The organism is Pantoea agglomerans (genome assembly GCF_020149765.1).
In the GTDB taxonomy this organism is placed as follows: domain Bacteria; phylum Pseudomonadota; class Gammaproteobacteria; order Enterobacterales; family Enterobacteriaceae; genus Pantoea; species Pantoea alvi.
The window spans coordinates 1848597-1868073 of the sequence record NZ_CP083809.1; the positions used below are offsets into that span (position 1 = coordinate 1848597).

The following is a 19477-nucleotide window of genomic DNA, read 5'->3' on the forward strand; positions in this document are numbered from 1 at the left end:
ACACAAAAAGCCCTGCGGATTCGCCTTCTGCGAGGGCTTTTTTTATGCCAGTAAGATCATGTATGTTGTTTCCTTTTTGACAAGGAAATCATTATGAATTGGCAGGGTATACCTTTTCCATTTGCTGGATTCTTAGCCGAAAACCATTCTTACTTTCAGATTGATAAATTACCCACAATCATTATTGATAGCGGATTTCCTTGGGAAAATGTGATTGGTTCTTTTATAGCGTCATGTATTCCCGCAGTAATTGCATGGAAAACAATTAAGAACAATAATGATTTGATAAAAAGACAAATATTCCTAAGTGCTCAACAAAGGAAAGTTGAATATTTACGAGAAATGGTTACTGATTATATTTCACAGTTAGAGTTATCAGTTCATAGTGCTGATGTGTTACTAGCGAAATATAAAGACAAACCAGAAGAAATTCCATTTGAAGACATGATGGTCGTCCTTAAATTAATAGGTGAGTCGTCTTCGTGTGCCACTAAGATAAAATTGATTTTGGGCGGTAATCATCCAAAGTACCAAGAATGTAAAAAATTAATGAAAGAGGCGGAAGATAAGATTAATGACGCAATATTTGAACCTGGAAATGAAAATGATGAAGATAATGTAGTGATTGATAATGAAAAAGAAAATCTTGTAATTTTCTTTTCTAAAATATTGGAGATAGAAGAGCAGAAATTAGTGTAACCCTGATCATCGATTCATTGCTAACTAATCATTTTCTATATAAATCCATAAAGGCTCGCTTTGGCGTGCCTTTTCTGTTTTTCGCCCCTGCCAATCAATGCACACTTCGGTTTAGCGACCTGTGGAATAGGGCGATTTTATCCATAAAAAAATCCGCGCTTAGGCGGATTCTTCAACGTTGACTACGCAACGGCAGAGCGGTGCTTTTTTCTCTCGACAAGATTAAAGCTAACCGGGCTTGATCAGTTCAGAAAGTAGACAATTCCTAATTGAGCTAGCCCCCTCACCGAGGGGGGCATATGAGTATCGATATGAGCAAACTGGCTTCAGGCGCAGCATATGGCGCGTCAGCCGGGACGATTGCCAACGGTCTTCTGACCCGGCTTAGTCCCGATGAGTGGAGCGCTGTAGGCGTCCTGGCCGGTATTCTGGTCGCCCTGCTGACGCTCGGCATCAACTGGTATTACAAACGCAAAGCCACACTGGCGCAGATTAAGGCGCTTCAGCGCTGGCCCACCGCGCCCGGCCTCACAGAGGAATAACCCATGGCAATGTCAAACTCACTGCGGAACAAGCTGATCGCTGCCGCAGGTGGCGGAGCCATGCTTATCGCTACGGTATTTCTCGGCGGCAAGGACGGTGTGGAGGGGCGGGTGTACGAGCCCTACAAAGATGTTGCCGGAGTCTGGACGGTCTGTGATGGCCACACCGGCACAGACATCATCAAAGGCAAGAAGTACACCGACCGCGAATGCGATCGCCTTCTGTGGAACGACCTGCAGCCGGTAAAGAAGACGGTCGATAGCCTGGTGAGAGTACCGCTGAATGAATATCAGCGCGCAGCACTCTACAGCTTCACCTACAACGTAGGCTCCGGTGCGTTTTCTAAATCGACGCTGCTGAAGAAACTTAACGCAGGCGATCAGGATGGAGCTTGCGAGGAGCTGCGCCGCTGGGTCTATGCCGGCGGCATGAAGTTTCGCGGCCTGATGAATCGCCGCGACATGGAGCGCTCAATGTGCCTGGCGGAGAGTGCAGATGATCAGGCTGGCAAATAACTGGCGTTCTCTGGTAGCCATACTGCTGAGCATCTGTCTTTGTCTGTTTGCCTTACTGGCTGACAGCTACAGGGATAAATACCAGGCAGCAAAGAGCCTGGCTAAAACCCAGCAGGAAACCATCAACGACATGCAGCGCCGGCAGCAAAGCGTTGCTGCTCTCGACGCGAAATACACGAAGGAGTTAGCTGATGCTCAGGCAACTATCAATCAGCTGCATGATGACGTTGCTTCTGGCAAGCGCCGGTTGCAGCTCAATGTCACCTGCACGAAGCAATCCGCCACCGGCACCGCCGGCATGGATGATGCAGCCAGCCCCCGACTTACTGACGCCGCTCAGCGGGATTATTTCACCCTCAGAGAGCGAATCGAAACCATCACCAAACAACTGACGGGTCTGCAAGCGTATGTGCATGAGCAGTATATGAAGTAATCTGAGAAAACCGCATATTTCTATGCGGCAACTTTTCACTGATCTTTTTTGGCTTCGACGTTTGCCTCTCTGATTAATTGCTCTGCTTCATCCATTGAAGAAGCTTCGAAATCAAATCCGCCAATGCGGATTCCGTCTTCATCATAGAAAATGACTTCGTAACGGGAATTTGGCATCAGTTCAGTTACTTCGACTTGCCATTGCATTGTTAACTCCTTACTTGACGAATGAATAATGATGAAGGACTACGTTAGAGGCTTGCACTCTTCTCGGCTATCAAGGTCCTGAGTGTGTCGATTGCTGAATTACCAGCAGCCTGAACATTTCTGGCTCCTTCAGGATCTTGATGAGTATTAACGGCGTGATTAGTTCGAAGTTCAGTTTGCATGATATAGGCGTTTAACTCTTCAACCGACTTATCTCTGAGTACTGCTAAAAGCAAAAGCTTAAGCGATAGGTTGTCAGTTAAAAGCTGATTGAGAATTGCGTTTAGATCGCCAGAAGCACTCACGTAAAACTCCTTTTCTTTAGGTTAAATATGGCACTCACTGACAAACAAGAGATGTTCTGTCGCGAGTACCTCATCGATTTGAACGCCACGCAAGCGGCCATTCGGGCGGGATACAGCGAAAAGACCTCGAGCGAGCAGGGCGCCCGACTGTTAGCAAATGTTAGCGTCCAGAACAGAATCTCCGAACTTAAAGCACAACGCAATGATCGGATCGATGTTGATGCTGATTATGTGCTGAAGCGTTTGTTTGAGATTGACCAGATGGACGTCCTCGACATCCTCTTAGCCAATGGTGAGCTAAAGCCCATCAAAGACTGGCCTAAAGTGTGGCGCACAACTCTGTCGGGAATGGACGTTACCGAGATGGCTGGCGAAGCTGCCGGACTGCTGAAAAAGATTAAATGGCCGGATAAGGTCAAAAACCTCGAACTGCTTGGCAAGCACGTCACAGTCCAGGCATTCAAAGACAACGTTAAAAACGAACTGGTTGGCCCCAACGGTTTGCCGCTGGCTGCACCTACGTTCGTTGTTAGCTTCGGAGCGGATGATGACGACAGCGGAGAAGAAACTTAGCTTCGCGCCCAAATTCAAACCTCTATTTAAGCCCATTCGCTACAAAGTATTCCATGGCGGTCGTGGCGGCGCTAAATCATGGGGCATTGCCCGCGCGCTGGTCATCATGGCTGCCTCTAAAAAGCTCCGCGTTCTCTGTACCCGTGAGGTGCAGAACTCGATCAAGGATTCAGTGCACAAGCTGCTGAAAGACCAGATTGAGATGCTCGGCCTTAACCCGTGGTTTCGCATCACCAACGAGACGATTACCAGCGCCTGCGGCAGCGAATTCTTGTTTAAGGGGCTGCGCTTCGACCCGCTCGGCATAAAGTCGACTGAGGGCGTGGACATCTGCTGGGTGGAAGAGGCTCAGTCTGTCTCAGCGGATTCGTGGGACATCCTTGTGCCGACCATCCGTAAAGAGGGTTCGGAAATTTGGGTGTCGTTTAACCCCGGCGAAGAGAAAGACCCGACCTATCAGCGCTTCGTGGTTAAACCGCCTGATGACAGCATCACGGTTGAGGTGAACTACTACGACAACCCGTATCTGCCCGAGACGCTGCGCAAAGAGATGGAGTACTGCAAGCGGGTCGATTACGAGGCGTACGAACACGTCTGGCTGGGCAAGCCTAAGTCGATATCTGAGGCGGTTATCTTCAAGCAGCGTTACCGCGTTGAGGCGTTCCCGGATGACCTCTGGCAGCAGGCCGATCGGCTGTTCTTCGGCGCTGACTTCGGTTTCGCCAACGACCCGAGCACGCTGATCCGCATGTTCATGCTGGGCACGAAACTCTATATCGAATATGAGGCCTATGGCGTCGGCGTAGAGCTCGACGAAATGCCGCAGTTTTACGATTCAGTCCCGGAGGCGCGCCGCTGGCCGATCAAAGCCGACAGCGCGCGCCCGGAGACAATCAGCCACATTGGTCGGCAGGGTTTCAGCATTGACGCTGCGGCGAAGTGGAAAGGCAGCGTAGAGGATGGCATCACCTACCTTAAAGGGTTTGAGGAAATCATCATTCACGAGCGCTGTAAGCACACCGCCGACGAGTTCCGGCTCTACTCCTACAAAGTCGACAAGAAGACCAACGAGATTCTCCCGGTAATTGTAGACGCACATAACCACTGCATAGACGCCATACGCTACGGGCTGGACGGTTACATCACCAGCTCTGACAGCCTTGGCACTTGGGCGCAACTTGGCAGAGGCTGAACATGTCCGAAACACAAAACGTGTCGCAGCCTGTACCGACGCGTGACAGCTATGAAAACTTTGTCGCCCGCATGGGCGTTAACGAATCGAACCAGTCTGGCGCTGGCACCTACCGCAACAACTGGACGTCGCGCAACAGGCTACTGATAGAGCAGGCTTACCGGTCGTCCTGGCTGGTGGGCGCTGGCGTTGACGCCATTCCCGATGACATGACCCGAAAGGGCGTAACCATCACTTCCAAGCTGGAAGACGGCCGCAAGAAGCAGCTCGATAACGCATGGGATGAGATGGCACTATGGGAAGCACTCAACGACACGCTGAAGTGGGCGCGGCTCTACGGTGGCGCTGTGGGCGCAATCCTGATAGACGGACAGAACTATTCAACGCCGCTGCGCATCGACGCTATTGCGCCAGGCGCATTCAAAGGTGTCATGGTAATGGACCGCTGGATGCTAAACGCCACGACCGAGCGGCGCGTGACTGAGCTGGGGCCGGACTTCGGCATGCCTGAGTTTTACCGCGTCGTGACATCGGCAACAGGTATCCCGCCATGGCGCATTCATCACTCCAGGCTGATCCGCTTCGACGGCATCCCGCTGCCTTATCAGCAGCGCCTGACAGAAAATGACTGGGGCATGTCGGTAATTGAGCGCTGCTTCGATCGCCTGCTGGCATTCGACAGCATCACGACCGGCGTGGCTCAGCTCATCTATAAGGCGCATCTGCGCACGTACAGCATCAAGGACCTGCGTAAGCTCCTGGCATTTGGTAAAGACATGGCGTATTGACCAGCACCTCAGCAGGTTCATCAGGTAATGGCGGGGACTCACCACCTGGCAATGGCGGTTCAGGCTTTCAGAGTGGAAACGATGGAACAGGAGCGGGATCAGGTGGCGGGGGAGCAATAAACCTGTCTACTGGAGCAACTTCTCGTCCGGGTGGGAAAGGCGCTCTAGGCGCAGTAATTATTTGGGAGTATGCATAATGGGTAGCTACGCACTAATTGAAGACAGAATGGTAATCAATACCATCGCATGGGAAGGCCCAGACGTTGCGCCAGTTGATTTTGGTGAAGGAGTAGAAGCAGTGAGCGTTCCAGACGAACTGTTTATTAGCGCTGGATACTCATACTCAAATGGTAAATTCACCGCGCCGGAACCTACTGCTGAATAATTAGCTGAGCAGCAAGGCGAGCAAAAAGCTGCTAATTCATCATTAAAAGATTCCCTTATGGCAGAAGCTACACATACTATTTCAATTCTGCAAGATGCAGTGGATCTTGATATGGCGACAGATGAAGAATCCACCTTACTACCCCTGTGGAAAAAGTATCAAGTTTTACTAAGCAGAATTGATGCTAGTACTTCCGAAGAAATTAAATGGCCTCAATGACCGTCATGAAAAAGCCCCGGCGACGGGGCAGAGGTAGTCCGCGCCGATCTGAGCAGGCTACGGGGCGGGGTGGCTAAAGATTAACCGCTCACGCCTTGGTTATCCAGACTCAACTCCGTGCCAGAGCCAGCTTTACAAAAATCCGAACCGCAACGGCTTGCCAAAAACACACCTCAATATAACTGTGTTTATATGCAGTCAATTTACAGGGTAGTTTTATGCCACGCGATCATGAAATCACCGCGGCTTTCAAAGATGCGATCAAGCTGAACGCTAAAAACCGGCGGTTAGTGACAACAAATGACTTTCGCTTAGCGCTCAAAAAGTACAACCATCACTCGCCTATGGAGGAGTGCAACCGGTGGATTAAGCGCTATCAGACGTTCTTTTTCGAACTCGTCACGGACGGCGGAGAGAACAAGACGTGGGCCCTGCGCAACATGGGGTATGTGAGATAAGCGCATCATATATAGAAGAAAGCTTCTAGCCTCCATTGTGCAGCGCCTTCCGCATCGAGACGTCAGGCAGGTCTGTCATCCTTGACCGCTGCGTAAAGATGAAGCAAGACCACGAGGTGGCGTTCCAGTACGACGGTTATCCAATGGTGGGCAAGCTGTTCGCTTCCGGGCTGATAACGCACTACGACGCAACCATCCCCGGGGAAGGGCTGAAAGGAATCATCGTGCAGGGTAAAGTTACTGCCACGATGGTCGATGATAATAGTAAGTTCCGGCCGACGATCTGAGTGCAGCAACTTCGATTCTCATTTTGGGCTTCACGTTGACAAGCCGCCAGCGCTACCTGAAGATTAATCCTAAATAACAGCCATTTTTATTGAGTACATCTGCGAGTACATCATTTTAATTGCACACAGAAATCGTTTTTACGTTATTAACAGGTAATCAAAATAGACATAAAGCAACTCATCTACCTCTGCAACCTCGAGCGAGAGCGCCATTTCGGCCGCGCGGCTGAAGCCAGCTTCGTCAGCCAGCCGACGCTCTCTATGCGTCTGAAAAACCTCGAGCGTGAACTCGGCCTGTCGCTAATCAACCGCAGCAATAACTTTGTCGGCTTTACGCCGGAAGGGGATCGGGTGCTGGCGTGGGCGCGGGAGATCGTATCGGTCTATCAGGGCCTGAAGCTGGAAGTGGAGTCGTTAAAGCACGGCGTTAACGGCACGCTGCGCATCGGCGTCATGCCGCAGTGCAGCGTGGCGCTGCCCGATCTGCTGAAAAAAGTGCAGAGCCGCTACCCGCAGCTTAACTACCGCATCGCCGCACTGAGCGCCGATCAGCTGCTGGAGGCGCTCAACAGCCATACGGTCGACGTCGGCATCGGCTTTTTCGAGCTGGCGACGCTGCGCGAACTGCACTTTCAGACGGCGTTTCTGCCTGAGCGCGGCGTCGAAGCGATATTCGATCCGGCGCAGTTCCCTGAACTGCTGGGCGACGAGCCGCTGTCGCTCGCCGCGCTGGCCGCCTTGCCGCTCTGCCTCTCCGAGCCGACCCGCTATTTTCGCCGCTATCTGGATATGGCCTTCCGCGAGGCGGGGCTGACGCCGCAGGTGATGGTAGAGAGCGCAGCGATCCTTGAACTGGTGCAGAGCGCCCAGGTGGGGCTGGGGGTGCTGGTATCGCCTGTCGGCCACCTGCTACCGTCAATGCTGCAGGGCATGGCGCAGCGGCCGATAGCCATCACCACTATGGCGCGCCAGGCGGCGCTGGTCATTGCCGAACCGGGTCGCGCCTCGCCGCTGTCACAGCACTTCTTCGACGAGGCGCGCAGCCACCTTGAGGGCTACGCCGCTTCGCCCATGGCGTAAAACAGTCGACTGTTCCAGTTGCCGATCGCCACCGCCTGGATCAGGGCGAACAGCGCATCCGGCTGCCAGCCTTCGTTAACCAGCGGCTGCAGATGCGCGGCGCTGAAACGCTCCGGCGAACGGGTCAGCTGCGCCGCCAGCGCAACGATGCGGCCCTGGGTCGTCGGCTGGTCGGCAGCGTCATCCACCGACGCCAGCAGCACCTCGCGAACCTCATCCGGGAAAAACTGAAACGCCCAGCGGCTGCCGAGCGCGCGCGCGCAGGTCGCCTCCGCCAGCGGGGTAAAGGCGGTCGGGGCGATGCGCTGGCGTAGGGTTTGCCAGCCATAGAGCGCGGCAGGGTCGTGCGCCAGCAGCCAGACCGCATCAGCGAGATCGGGACGCGGCTGGCAGAAGGTCACGGCAGCCAGCTGCTCGGCGCTGGCGTAGCGCAGCTCCAGCGGCTTAACGCCTGGTTTCCACAGGTGCTTTTCCGCAAACCCGTCGCGGTCGGCGTCAGGCGGCGGCGTCACCCCCGGCAACCAGCGAACCGGCAGCGCCAGCAGCGCCTGTAAACCGGCCACCACGCGCGCCTGATAGCTGACGAAGCCGACGATCTGATTCAGCGTCACGATATCCGGCTCGGTCAGGCCAACGGCATCGAGCGCCCTGAGCGCCGCCGCGTTGATCAGCTCGGGCTGCATCGCCAGCTGGCGCGCATATTGCGTCAGCTGGGTCAGGCGGTTATTGCTTTCGCGCGACGAGTCGGGGCCGGGCAGCGGATTAAGCCGCGCCGAGTAGTGATTGCACAGCCGCTGCACTCCCGCAACCTGCGCCACGGTCAGCGCGGTGCTGAGGCGATCGTAAAGGGTAAGTGTATGGGTCAGCGTCGCCGTCAGGCGATCGGGGAACAGCAGCTGGCAGAGATCGCGGGAGGCCAGCAGCATCGGCTGGCTGGCCTGCAACAGCGGCTGAAGCGCATTCGCCTCCTGCTGCAGGCCGAGCAGAAAACGGTCGTTAATAAGGGCTGCTTCGGGAACCAGCGGCTCGGCCTGAATGGCGTGCGGGCTGGTCTGGCTCTCGTAAAACCAGTGGTTGTGGCCAGGGTAGCGGCGTTGTTCCATGGTTATTCCTTTTGCAAATAACTGGCACGTCGCGCATGGCGTGAATCCGAAACCGTGACGCGCGCCCGGGGGCTGGCTTATCGTCGCTTAACGGCAGAGAAGGGCAAAAGACCGATCGGTGATAATTAATAGCGCGTAGCTATAAGGCGGGAAAAACAGGCAAAAAAAAGGGCGAGCCAGGCTCGCCCTTGAAACTTATTTCAGTTCAAGCTCGTTCATCGCGGCGATGCTGAAGCCGCCATCTACGTGAACGATCTCGCCGGTGATGCCGCCGGCCAGGTCAGAACAGAGGAACGCCGCCGAGTTGCCGACGTCTTCGATGGTGACGGTACGGCGAATCGGGGTAACCGCTTCGCAGTGTGCCAGCATCTTGCGGAAATCCTTGATGCCTGACGCCGCCAGAGTACGGATCGGACCGGCGGATACGGCATTGACGCGCACGCCTTCCGGACCCATCGCGTTCGCCATATAGCGCACGTTGGCTTCCAGCGACGCTTTGGCCAGACCCATAACGTTGTAGTTCGGGATCGCGCGCTCTGCGCCCAGGTAGGAGAGCGTCAGCAGGGCTGAATTCGGGTTCAGCATCTCGCGGCACTCTTTCGCCATCGCCACAAAGCTGTAGGCGCTGATGTCGTGCGCGATTTTGAAGCCTTCGCGGGTAACGGCGTTCACATAGTCGCCATCCAGCTGGTCGCCCGGGGCGAAGCCGATTGAGTGAACGAAACCGTCAAATTTTGGCCAGGTTTTTGCCAGCTCAGTAAACAGCGATTTGATGCTCTCGTCTTCAGCCACATCGCACGGCAGAACAATGTCTGAACCCAGTTCTTTAGCAAACTCTTCCACACGACCTTTCAGTTTGTCGTTCTGGTAGGTGAAAGCCAGTTCTGCGCCCTGCTTGTGCATCGCCTGCGCAATTCCGTAGGCAATAGAGAGTTTACTGGCAACGCCAGTAATCAGAATGCGCTTACCGGAAAGAAAACCCATAGCTGTAATCCTTATGGTCATTGTTGTTGGCGGTCGCATTGGTTAAAAAAAAGACGACCGACGTTAATCGACGTGCGGATTCTAGCACGTCTCAGGTAAATGGGGTAAACCAACCTGAATCAGGACTCGCGCCGCCAGGCTTCTGCGGTCAGCGCTTCGCCAAAGTGGCTGGTAATCAGTCGCTTAGTCAGATCGTGCAGCGGCGAAGCCAGCACGTCGGCGGTGCCGCCGCGCTCGACGACCTCTCCCTGATGCATCACCAGCACCTGATCGCTGATGTGCTTCATCATGCCGAGATGCTGCGTCACATAAATATAGGTGATGCCGTGCTGCTCCTGTAGCTCCAGCATCAGATTGACCAGCTGAGAGCGCATTGTCATATCGAGCGAGGCGAGGGCCTCGTCGGCGATAATCACCTTCGGCTGCAGGATCAGCGCGCGCGCCAGGCCGAGGCGCTGCTTCTGTCCCGGCGCCAGCATATGGGGATAGTAGCCGGCGTGATCGCGCAGCAGTCCCACCTGGCGCAGCGTGGCGATGATGCGCTTCTCGCGCGCTTCCGGCGTCAGATCGCTGTTCAGGCGCAGCGGCAGGTCGAGGATCTGGCTGACGCGCTGGCGTGGATTAAGCGACGTTGAGGGATCCTGAAAAATCATGCGGATGCGCTGGCTGCGGTAGCCGTAGTCGCCAAACTCCAGCGGATGGTCGTTAATCACAATTTCACCGGTGGTGGGTGCCACCATGCCGCTCAGCATTTTTGCCAGCGTCGATTTGCCGGAGCCGTTTTCGCCGATAATCGCCAGCGTCTGCTTCTCGCGCAGAATAAAGCTCACCGACTTCACCGCCTCGACGTGCTGGCGGCGAAAAAGTCCGGTGCGATAGCGGAAGGTTTTGCTCAGATTGCGCACTTCAAGCAGCGTCTCCATCTACTGCTCCTCCATATTCAGCGGAAAATGGCAGGCAAAAAGGTGCGTCTTGCTGCCGCTCAGGCGCGGGGTTTCCACGCATTTGCGCTGCGCATAGGGGCAGCGCGGGCCGAGCCGACAGCCAATCGGCAGGCTCTCCAGCGACGGAATAGCGCCGGAGAGGGTGTTAAGACGGCTCTTGTGCGGCAGCGCGCGGCCGAAATCGGGCATCGCGCGGATCAGCGCCTGAGTATAAGGATGATGCGGCGTGGCGATCAGATCGTCGCTGCCGGCGGTTTCAACGGTCTGCCCGCAGTACATCACGTTAATGCGATCCGCCCACTGGCTCATGGTGCGCAGGTCGTGGCTAATCAGCAGGATCGTGGTGTTGTTGTTCTGGTTAAGGCGGCTCAGCAGGCGAAAAATTTGCGCCTGGGTCGTTGGCTCCATGGCGTTAGTAGGTTCGTCGGCGATCAGCAGCCGCGGCTGGTTGGCCAGCGCGATGGCGATCATCACCTTCTGGCATTCGCCTTCGGTCAGCTCATAGGGGAAGCTGCGCATAATATCTTTATGATCTTTGATGCCGACGCGGTGCAGCAGCTCAATGGCGCGCGTTTTGCGCCAGAACCAGAAGCGTCCCATCCACGCACCTTTATAGGTCCAGCGCGGAATCGCCTGCATCAGCTGGCGGCCGATGCGCTCAGAGGGATCGAGACAGGACTGCGGCTCCTGAAAAATCATCGACACGTTATGGCCGACGATGCGACGACGCTCGCGCGGCGACAGGCGCAGCAGGTCGATATCGTCGAACACCATGCGATCGGCGGTGACGCGCCAGTTATCTTTGGTCACGCCGCAGATCGCCTTCGCCACCAGGCTCTTGCCCGATCCCGACTCGCCCACTAACCCACGAACTTCGCCTTCCATCAGCGTCAGGTTGATGCGGTCAACCGCCTTTACGGGACCGTCGGCGGTCATAAATTCAATGGTCAGATTACGAATATCGAGTAACGGCATTATTCCACTCCCGCCTCTACAGCGCGGCGAATACCGTCGCCCAGCAGGTTAACGATTAATACGCTGATCATCAGCGCGACGCCCGGCAGCATCACGGTCCAGGGCGCGACATAAACCAGCTCCAGCGAATCGCCGAGCATCGCGCCCCATTCGGGCGAGGGCAGCTGCGCGCCGAGATCGAGAAAGCCGAGCGCGGCGATATCGAGAATCGCCAGCGACAGCGAGCGCGTCACTTCGCTGATCAGCATCGGCAGCACGTTGGGCAGAATCGCATGGCGCAGAATATCGACGTTGCTGGCACCGTCGAGACGGGCCGCCACCACATACTCTTTTTCCAGCTCGTCATGCACCGCGCTGTAGGTGGCGCGCACCATACGCGGCAACAGCGCCAGCCAGACCGCCAGCAGCGCGTGCTCAAGGCGCGGGCCAAGAAACGCCACCACGATAATCGCCAGCAGCAGCGTGGGGATCGACAACAGGGTATCCAGCACGTGATTCATAATGGCCGAGCGCAAGCCGTGCGTAATGCCCGCCAGCACGCCAAGCGCCAGTCCGCACAGCGTAACCAGGAGCGTCACCAGAATCGCCGAACCCACGGTCGGTGCCACGCCGCTCAGCAGGCGGCTCAGCACGTCGCGCCCCAGATCGTCGGTGCCAAGGAAAAACGAAACGTCGCCGTAGCGCGACCAGGAGGGCGGCAGCAGCTGATAGCCGAGGAACTGCTGATCGATGCCGTAGGGCGCCAGCAGTCCGCCGAACAGGCAGAGAAACAGCAGCACGCCAAAGCCGTAAAGCCCAATCATGGCGGTGGTGTTGCGATAGAAATGGTGCCAGCTGCGGCGAAATGCGCCGGGCAGCCGTTTTTCGGCGTAGACGTTATCGTAGGCCATACGCCACCGCCTCAAGGGAAATCAGCGTAAAGTGCAGCGCTTTACGTTTTTCATTCATATCAATGCTTTGCCTAAATTTTCAGCGTTATTGCGTCGGGCTGCGCCTTAGCAGAGTCAGCGTGACGAAGTCATCAGGGGATTATCCGTCGATAACCCGCTTACAGGCAAGGAAAGGGCGGCAGCAATTTCGTTCGGGGCTGACGGACGCTCAGGATTTGCGCCGATAGATCGACAATCACCACGCGGTCAGACAGGCTGAATGGTAGGCGCAAAAGTCGTTCAATAATTTTGTGGTTTAAAAGCAAATATCTCAGCTTTTAAAGCAGGGTGAGCAGGCGCATTATCTCTCCATCGAGGCAGAACGCCTCACCAACTGAAAACATACTCAAGGAAATGACCATGAAAACCATCAAAACTTTCGTTGTAGTTGCTGCTCTCTCACTCGTCTCATTTGGCAGCTTCGCTCAGAGCGTGACCGCTTCAGCCCCGACGCTCGACGCGGCGGAAGCGCAGATCGCCGCACAGGCGCATCAGGCTGGCGCATCTTACAAAATCACCGGGGCTCGCTTTGATAACGGCGCCTACGTTTCAGCGGAACTGATCAAATAGCGCTGTAATATCGGTTTCAGAGGCCGCGTAATGCGGCCTTTGGCATGTCTGACGCGTCGGGTCCGCTACACTCTGTTAAGAGATTAACGGAGAGGAGAGACCATGACGGAGAGTAAGCCCACCTCAGAGCCACGCCCAGCAGAGGTTACGCACAGGCAGGTATTGCAGAGCGGAAGCGCCTGGAACGGCCAGCCGTATCACGCCTATCCAGCCGGCAAACCGCAAATTTCGGTGATGCGCATGTCATTACCCGCCCACAGCGAACTTCCCTGGCATACCCATCCCATGCCCAATACCGCCTATATTCTTTCCGGCCGGTTGACCATCGAAGATAAAAACAGCGGTGAACGCTACCACGCAGGCGCGGGAGAGGCCCTCAACGAAACCATCGACAGCGCGCACCGCGGCTACACGACCGACGAGCCGACGGAGTTAGTGATTTTCTACGCGGGCGTCGAAGGTCAGCCGCTTTCTGAGTCGCTGCCGGGCGAGGAGGCGGAGTTCTAGCCATAACGTCAGCATGGCCAGCAGCGAGGCGTCGCTATTTAACGCCTCAGGCTGCTGGCGATAAGAACCCTTTTTAAACCTAAACCGATGATAAACAATTGCAGCATCGCAGTAAAAAAAAGACCCGCCTGTCTGCTTTATTTTCCCTCCCAACCTGTTACCTGGCTCTAATTGCCGCATAATATTCACGCTGATTTTTTGTTTGCCTGAATAAGGCGGAACGCCTCGGTTACGCTTATTATCCGCCCGTTTGTTTATTGCTGTCAGCCAGCGGGCAAAACGTTTAGCAGAATGTTTTCTGAAGGCGGGTAGATTGTTTCTGGGGAGAAAAATAAAATTCATAGTGTGGGGTTTTAATTTATCATCCTGTTTTTATGGGTATTATATTTATTTGCACGCTAATCATCAGGCGATTAATAACAGAAAAATAGGCGGGAATCTCCAGCTTACTGCGTCATTTTGCTGATTTGACTGAAGCTGGATACAGGCTCCAGCTGCACGATTGCAGCATAAATAATAAAAACAAAACGCGATGTGTTTAATAGCCTTAACCCTCTTGCCTGCTTCTGAATTCCCTCCCGCGCCAGATGAAAAAAAGCGCCAGCCTGATTAAGGCTGTCTTAAGGTTTCGCTAGCATTATTTTCTCAATCCTTTTCTGAGGCAGAAAGGCTGGCGAGATTCATCAAAGCTACGTCTAAAGGAAACAATTGCTTCATCTTTGTAAGAATTATTTCTTCAGGCGGCGCGTGAGCATTTTTTATTTTAGACATCTTGAACGGATGGAATTTAACTATGTCATTTCTCTCTTTTTCGCGGCCTTCGTTGGGTGAAGATGAGCTGGCGGCGGTCAAAGCGGTGTTTGAATCGGGGTGGATCACGACTGGCCCGCAAAATGCGGCGCTGGAGCAGGCGTTCTGCCAGCTGACTGGCAATCAGCACGCCATCGCCGTCAGCTCGGCAACCGCTGGAATGCACGTTGCGCTGCTGGCATTAGATATTCAGCCTGGCGATGAGGTCATTACGCCGTCGCTGACGTGGGTTTCCACCCTGAATATCATCACGCTGCTGGGTGCTACGCCGGTGATGATCGATATCGACCGCGATACGCTGATGGTCACGCCAGAACAGATCGAAGCCGCCATCACGCCGCGCACCCGCGCCATTATTCCGGTGCACTACGCCGGCGCGCCTGCGGATATCGATGCGATCCGCGCCCTCGGCGAACGCTACGCCATTCCGGTGATTGAAGATGCCGCCCACGCGGCGGGCTGCTATTACCAGGGACGTCATATCGGCAGCGCGGGCACCGCAATTTTCTCGTTTCACGCCATTAAAAATATGACCTGCGCCGAAGGCGGCCTGATCGTCACCGACGACGCGCAGCTGGCGGATCGCATGCGCAGCCTGAAATTCCACGGGCTGGGGGTCGACGCCTACGATCGTCATACTCACGGCCGCAAGCCGCAGGCGGAAGTGGTGATGCCCGGCTTCAAGTACAACCTGCCCGATATCAGCGCGGCCATTGCGCTGGTGCAGCTGGAGAAACTCTCCGCCTTTAACGCGCGCCGCGCCGCCATCGCCCAGCGCTATCTGCGCGAGCTGGCCGACACGCCGTTTCTGCCACTGGCGCAGCCGGCCTGGCCCCATCAGCACGCCTGGCATCTGTTTATTATTCGCGTCGACGAGGCGGCATGCGGCATCAGCCGCGACGGGCTTATGGAGGCGCTGAAGGCGCAGGATATCGGCACCGGCCTCCATTTTCGCGCCGCGCACACCCATAAATATTACCGCGAACGCTACCCGCAGCTCTCGCTGCCCAACACCGAGTGGAACAGCGAGCGCATTTGCTCGCTACCGCTGTTCCCGGATATGCGCGATGACGACGTCACCCGCGTTATCAGCGCGTTGCGTCAGCTGGCAGGAGGCTGAGATGCAGCAGGAAAAAGCGATTCGCAAAGTTTCCGTGGTCATTCCGGTCTACAACGAAGAGGAGAGCCTGGCGGAGCTGGTGCGCCGTACCGACGCCGCCTGCGCCACGCTGGGGCTGCAGTATGAAATTCTGCTGGTGGATGACGGCAGCGCCGACCGTTCCGCCCAGATGATTGACGACGCCGCCGATATGCCCGGCAGCCATGTGGTCGGCGTGTTGCTGAACCGCAACTATGGTCAGCACTCGGCGATTATGGCCGGGTTCAGCCATGTCTCCGGCGATCTGATCGTCACGCTGGACGCCGATCTGCAAAACCCGCCGGAGGAGATCCCGAACCTGGTGCGCGCGGCGCAGCAGGGCTATGACGTGGTGGGCACCGTGCGCCAGAACCGCCAGGACAGCTGGTTCCGCCGTCGCGCCTCGCGCACCATCAACCATCTGATCCAGCGCGTTACCGGAAAAGCGATGGGGGACTACGGCTGCATGCTGCGCGCCTATCGCCGCCATATCGTTGATGCGATGCTTAACTGCCACGAGCGCAGCACCTTTATTCCGATACTCGCCAACACCTTTGCGCGCCGCACTATCGAACTGCCGGTGGCCCACGCCGAGCGGGAATTTGGCGACTCCAAATACAGCGTTATGAAGCTGATTAACCTGATGTACGACCTGGTCACCTGCCTGACCACCACGCCGCTGCGTCTGCTGAGCATCGTCGGCAGCCTGATCGCGCTGGCCGGTTTCGCCTTCTCGCTGGTGTTAATGGCGCTGCGCCTGTTCCTCGGTGCCAGCTGGGCGGGCGACGGCGTCTTTGTGCTGTTCGCCATCCTGTTTATTTTTGTCGGCGCGCAGTTTATCGGCATGGGCCTGCTTGGCGAATATATCGGCCGTATCTACAACGACGTGCGCGCGCGGCCTCGCTACTTTATCCAGCGTGTCATCCACCCCCAGCAAAAAGCCTCTTCTGTACAGGAATCTGAGCAATGAAAACCATCGTCTTCGCCTACGCCGAAATGGGCTGTACGGGCATCAGCGCGCTGCTGAACGCCGGTTATGAAATCAGCGCCATCTTCACCCATGCCGATACCTCGCCGGAGAGCCACGCCTTTCCTTCCGTGGCGCGTCTGGCGGCGGAGCAGGGCATTCCGGTATACGCGCCGGAGGATGCCAGTCATCCGCTGTGGGTCGATCGCATCAAAGCGATGCAGCCGGACATTATCTTCTCTTTCTACTACCGCGCGCTGCTGAGCGATAACATTTTGCGCAGCGCCCGCCTCGGTGCTTTTAATCTGCACGGTTCGCTGCTGCCGAAATACCGTGGCCGCGCGCCGCTCAACTGGGTGCTGGTCAACGGCGAAACAGAGACCGGCGTGACGCTGCACCGCATGGTGAAGCGCGCCGACGCCGGCGATATCGTGGCGCAGCAGCGCGTGGCGATCGATGCCCAGGATAACGCGCTGACGCTGCACCGCAAGCTGGTTGCCTGCGCAGCCGAACTGCTGGAGGGCACGCTGCCGGCGATGAAGCGCGGCGAGATCGCCGCTCGGCCGCAGAACAACAGCGAAGCAACCACGGTCGGCCGCCGCACGCCGGAGGATGGGCGCATCAACTGGGAATGGCCGGCGCAGCGGGTGAACAATCTGGTGCGCGCCGTTACCGATCCCTGGCCAGGGGCCTTTGCCTGGGCCGGAACGCTCAAGTTCGTGGTATGGAAAGGGCGCGTACACGCGGACGCGCCGCAGGCGAAGCCCGGTACGGTGCTGTCGGTCGATCCCTTTCTGATCGCCTGCGGCGAAGGGGCGCTGGAGGTGCTGACCGGCCAGAGCGATAACGGCGTCTATATGAACGGCAGCCAGCTGGCGCAAAGCCTGGGCATGGTGCCGGGCGCGCTGCTCTATTCGCAGCCGGTCGCGGCGGTAAAGCGCCGCACCCGCGTGCTGATCCTCGGCGTTAACGGCTTTATCGGCAACCACCTGACCGAGCGGCTGCTGCAGGATGATAACTTTGAGGTCTACGGGCTGGATATCGGCTCCGACGCCATCAGCCGCTTTCTCGCCCAGCCGCGTTTCCACTTTGTCGAAGGCGATATCAGCATTCACTCCGAGTGGATTGAATATCACATCAAGAAGTGCGACGTCGTGCTGCCGCTGGTGGCGATCGCCACGCCGATCGAGTACACCCGCAATCCGCTGCGCGTGTTCGAACTCGACTTTGAAGAGAACCTGAAGATTATCCGCGACTGCGTGAAGTACAAAAAGCGCATCATCTTCCCCTCGACCTCCGAAGTCTACGGCATGTGCACCGACAAGCACTTCGACGAGGATCACTCCAGCCTGGTGGTCGGCCCGATCAACAAGCAGCGCTGGATCTACTCGGTGTCGAAACAGCTGCTCGACCGCGTTATCTGGGCCTACGGCGAAAAAGAGGGGCTGCGCTTTACCCTGTTCCGGCCCTTTAACTGGATGGGGCCGCGCCTCGACAACCTGAACGCCGCCCGTATCGGCAGCTCACGCGCCATCACCCAGCTGATCCTTAACCTGGTGGAAGGCTCGCCAATCAAGCTGATTGACGGCGGCGCGCAGAAGCGCTGCTTTACCGATATTCGCGACGGCATTGAAGCGCTGTTCCGCATTATTGAAAACAAAAACGGCAACTGCGACGGCCAGATCGTCAACATCGGCAATCCCGACAACGAGGCCAGCATCAAAGAGCTGGCGGAGCGCCTGCTGGCGAGCTTTGAGCGCCATCCGCTGCGCGACCGCTTCCCGCCGTTCGCCGGTTTCCGCGAGGTGGAAAGCAGCAGCTACTACGGCAAGGGCTATCAGGATGTCGAGCATCGCAAACCGGCGATCAAAAACGCGCGCCGCCTGCTGGACTGGACGCCGACGGTGGCGATGGACACCACCATCGACAATACGCTCGATTTCTTCCTGCGCACCGTCGAGCTTCAGGAGAAGCCATGAAGAGAGTAGGACTGCGCGTTGATGTCGACACCTGGCGCGGCACAAAGCTGGGGGTGCCGGCGCTGCTGGAGCAGTTCAGCCTGCATCAGCTGCAGGCGAGCTTCTTTTTCAGCGTCGGGCCGGACAATATGGGACGCCACCTGTGGCGGCTGATAAAGCCGCGCTTCCTGTGGAAGATGCTGCGCTCGCGCGCGGCATCGCTCTACGGCTGGGAGATCCTGCTGGCGGGCACCGCCTGGCCGGGGCGGGATATTGGACGCGGGCTGGCCGACACCATTCGCGCCGCGGCGGAGCATCACGAAATCGGCCTGCACGCCTGGGATCACTTCGCCTGGCAAACCTGGGCGGGCGTCTGGCCGCAGCAGAAGCTGACTGAGCAGATCGCGCGAGGCAAAGCGGCGCTGGAGGCGATTTTAGGTGACATTGTCACATGCTCCGCCGTGGCGGGCTGGCGCGCCGATACGCGCGTTATCGCCGCCAAAGAGGCGTTTGGCTTCCGCTACAACAGCGACTGCCGCGGCAGCGGGCCTTTTGTTCCGCTTCTGGCCGACGGCAGCCCGGCGACGGTGCAAATTCCGGTGACCCTGCCGACCTGGGACGAAGTGGTCGGACAGCAGGTCAGCGCGGCGCAGTTCAACGACTACATCCTCGAACAGATGCAGGCTGCCAGCGGATCGCCGGTTTACACCATTCACGCCGAGGTGGAGGGCATTGTGGGACTGGCCGCTTTCCGCGATCTGCTGAGGCGCGCGGCGCGGCTGGGCATTCATTTTTGTCCCCTCAGCGAGCTGCTGCCTGAGGACGCCGCGACGCTGCCGCAGGGCAAGGTGGTACGCGGCGAGATCGCCGGGCGCGAAGGGTGGCTGGGCTGCCAGCGCTAACTCAAAA

Annotated in this window: 25 protein-coding genes and 1 pseudogene; 18 read left to right on the forward strand and 8 right to left on the reverse strand. The window is 56.8% G+C overall.

All coding sequences use genetic code 11. The features are described from left to right. Positions 1–93: 93 nt before the first annotated feature. From LB453_RS11420 to LB453_RS23315, 4 genes are all read left to right on the forward strand, one after another. Positions 94–699: a hypothetical protein gene (locus LB453_RS11420; protein ID WP_103795940.1), complete on the forward strand. Its 606-nt coding sequence runs from the start codon at positions 94–96 to the stop codon at positions 697–699. A gap of 299 nt (positions 700–998) precedes the next feature. Continuing rightward, complete coding sequence (locus LB453_RS11425) at positions 999–1241, forward strand: phage holin (protein WP_033756035.1); 243 nt, start codon at positions 999–1001, stop codon at positions 1239–1241. Positions 1242–1244: 3 nt separating this feature from the next. Next, a complete protein-coding gene (locus tag LB453_RS11430) occupies positions 1245–1757 on the forward strand; it encodes a lysozyme (protein ID WP_103795939.1) in 513 nt (170 codons plus the stop codon). Continuing rightward, positions 1738–2190 carry a lysis protein gene (locus LB453_RS23315; protein WP_103795938.1) on the forward strand — a complete coding sequence of 151 codons (453 nt, stop codon included), beginning with the start codon at positions 1738–1740 and terminating at the stop codon, positions 2188–2190. The genes LB453_RS11430 and LB453_RS23315 overlap by 20 nt, the downstream gene beginning before the upstream one ends. Before the next feature lie 35 nt (positions 2191–2225). On the opposite strand, the gene LB453_RS11445 is transcribed toward LB453_RS23315, so the two are convergent. Beyond that, positions 2226–2396, reverse strand: a complete 171-nt coding sequence (locus LB453_RS11445) for a hypothetical protein (RefSeq protein ID WP_158253393.1) — start codon at positions 2394–2396, stop codon at positions 2226–2228. A gap of 44 nt (positions 2397–2440) precedes the next feature. Beyond that, the gene (locus tag LB453_RS11450; protein ID WP_103795937.1) at positions 2441–2701 is read right to left on the reverse strand and encodes a hypothetical protein; all 261 of its coding nucleotides are present in this window, start codon (positions 2699–2701) and stop codon (positions 2441–2443) included. 27 nt (positions 2702–2728) lie between these two features. On the opposite strand from LB453_RS11450, the gene LB453_RS11455 reads away from it, so the two are divergent. From LB453_RS11455 to LB453_RS11490, 8 genes and pseudogenes are all read left to right on the forward strand, one after another. Then, on the forward strand, positions 2729–3274 hold the full coding sequence (locus tag LB453_RS11455; RefSeq protein WP_103795936.1) for a terminase small subunit: 546 nt from the start codon (positions 2729–2731) through the stop codon (positions 3272–3274). Next, a complete protein-coding gene (locus LB453_RS11460; protein WP_103796181.1) occupies positions 3249–4466 on the forward strand; it encodes a PBSX family phage terminase large subunit in 1218 nt (405 codons plus the stop codon). The genes LB453_RS11455 and LB453_RS11460 overlap by 26 nt, the downstream gene beginning before the upstream one ends. A gap of 2 nt (positions 4467–4468) precedes the next feature. Then, positions 4469–5236: pseudogene (locus LB453_RS11465) on the forward strand (anti-CBASS protein Acb1 family protein); the annotation flags it as partial. 214 nt (positions 5237–5450) lie between these two features. Continuing rightward, positions 5451–5639, forward strand: a complete 189-nt coding sequence (locus LB453_RS11470) for a hypothetical protein (protein ID WP_146053827.1) — start codon at positions 5451–5453, stop codon at positions 5637–5639. A gap of 57 nt (positions 5640–5696) precedes the next feature. Continuing rightward, a complete protein-coding gene (locus LB453_RS11475; RefSeq protein WP_103795935.1) occupies positions 5697–5858 on the forward strand; it encodes a tail fiber assembly protein in 162 nt (53 codons plus the stop codon). Between the two features lie 218 nt (positions 5859–6076). Then, on the forward strand, positions 6077–6316 hold the full coding sequence (locus tag LB453_RS11480; protein ID WP_103795934.1) for a hypothetical protein: 240 nt from the start codon (positions 6077–6079) through the stop codon (positions 6314–6316). 98 nt (positions 6317–6414) lie between these two features. After that, complete coding sequence (locus LB453_RS11485) at positions 6415–6603, forward strand: hypothetical protein (RefSeq protein ID WP_103795933.1); 189 nt, start codon at positions 6415–6417, stop codon at positions 6601–6603. A gap of 162 nt (positions 6604–6765) precedes the next feature. Beyond that, positions 6766–7683: a LysR family transcriptional regulator gene (locus tag LB453_RS11490; protein ID WP_103795932.1), complete on the forward strand. Its 918-nt coding sequence runs from the start codon at positions 6766–6768 to the stop codon at positions 7681–7683. Here the strand turns inward: LB453_RS11490 and LB453_RS11495 are convergent. The 5 genes from LB453_RS11495 to sapC form a co-directional block, all read right to left on the reverse strand. Further along, positions 7659–8786 (reverse strand): CMD domain-containing protein, encoded by a 1128-nt coding sequence (locus LB453_RS11495; RefSeq protein ID WP_224481739.1) that lies wholly within the window; start codon positions 8784–8786, stop codon positions 7659–7661. The two genes, LB453_RS11490 and LB453_RS11495, sit on opposite strands and share 25 nt — an antisense overlap. A 195-nt stretch (positions 8787–8981) precedes the next feature. Further along, positions 8982–9770, reverse strand: a complete 789-nt coding sequence (fabI, locus tag LB453_RS11500; RefSeq protein WP_103795930.1) for an enoyl-ACP reductase FabI — start codon at positions 9768–9770, stop codon at positions 8982–8984. A gap of 119 nt (positions 9771–9889) precedes the next feature. Next, positions 9890–10693, reverse strand: coding sequence for a putrescine export ABC transporter ATP-binding protein SapF (gene sapF / locus LB453_RS11505; protein WP_103795929.1), 804 nt, complete (start codon positions 10691–10693; stop codon positions 9890–9892). Continuing rightward, positions 10694–11689 (reverse strand): putrescine export ABC transporter ATP-binding protein SapD, encoded by a 996-nt coding sequence (sapD, locus tag LB453_RS11510; RefSeq protein WP_103795928.1) that lies wholly within the window; start codon positions 11687–11689, stop codon positions 10694–10696. Beyond that, positions 11689–12579, reverse strand: a complete 891-nt coding sequence (gene sapC, locus LB453_RS11515) for a putrescine export ABC transporter permease SapC (protein WP_103795927.1) — start codon at positions 12577–12579, stop codon at positions 11689–11691. Before sapC ends, sapD begins: the two co-directional genes overlap by 1 nt. A 399-nt stretch (positions 12580–12978) precedes the next feature. Here sapC and LB453_RS11520 point away from each other — a divergent pair, with 399 nt between their 5' ends. Next, positions 12979–13188 carry a YdgH/BhsA/McbA-like domain containing protein gene (locus LB453_RS11520; RefSeq protein WP_103795926.1) on the forward strand — a complete coding sequence of 70 codons (210 nt, stop codon included), beginning with the start codon at positions 12979–12981 and terminating at the stop codon, positions 13186–13188. A 102-nt stretch (positions 13189–13290) separates the two neighbouring features. After that, positions 13291–13695 carry a cupin domain-containing protein gene (locus LB453_RS11525; RefSeq protein ID WP_224481740.1) on the forward strand — a complete coding sequence of 135 codons (405 nt, stop codon included), beginning with the start codon at positions 13291–13293 and terminating at the stop codon, positions 13693–13695. On the opposite strand, the gene LB453_RS11530 is transcribed toward LB453_RS11525, so the two are convergent. Then, positions 13621–14037, reverse strand: coding sequence for a hypothetical protein (locus LB453_RS11530; protein ID WP_224481741.1), 417 nt, complete (start codon positions 14035–14037; stop codon positions 13621–13623). The two genes, LB453_RS11525 and LB453_RS11530, sit on opposite strands and share 75 nt — an antisense overlap. A 451-nt stretch (positions 14038–14488) precedes the next feature. Here LB453_RS11530 and arnB point away from each other — a divergent pair, with 451 nt between their 5' ends. From arnB to arnD, 4 genes are read left to right on the forward strand one after another with little or no spacing between them, the layout of a single operon-like run. After that, positions 14489–15625 carry a UDP-4-amino-4-deoxy-L-arabinose aminotransferase gene (arnB, locus tag LB453_RS11535; protein WP_103795924.1) on the forward strand — a complete coding sequence of 379 codons (1137 nt, stop codon included), beginning with the start codon at positions 14489–14491 and terminating at the stop codon, positions 15623–15625. A gap of 1 nt (position 15626) precedes the next feature. Further along, positions 15627–16613, forward strand: a complete 987-nt coding sequence (gene arnC, locus LB453_RS11540) for an undecaprenyl-phosphate 4-deoxy-4-formamido-L-arabinose transferase (RefSeq protein WP_103795923.1) — start codon at positions 15627–15629, stop codon at positions 16611–16613. Further along, positions 16610–18589: a bifunctional UDP-4-amino-4-deoxy-L-arabinose formyltransferase/UDP-glucuronic acid oxidase ArnA gene (arnA, locus tag LB453_RS11545; RefSeq protein WP_103795922.1), complete on the forward strand. Its 1980-nt coding sequence runs from the start codon at positions 16610–16612 to the stop codon at positions 18587–18589. Before arnC ends, arnA begins: the two co-directional genes overlap by 4 nt. Beyond that, positions 18586–19470, forward strand: a complete 885-nt coding sequence (gene arnD, locus LB453_RS11550; protein ID WP_103795921.1) for a 4-deoxy-4-formamido-L-arabinose-phosphoundecaprenol deformylase — start codon at positions 18586–18588, stop codon at positions 19468–19470. Before arnA ends, arnD begins: the two co-directional genes overlap by 4 nt. The last annotated feature ends 7 nt before the right edge of the window (positions 19471–19477 follow it).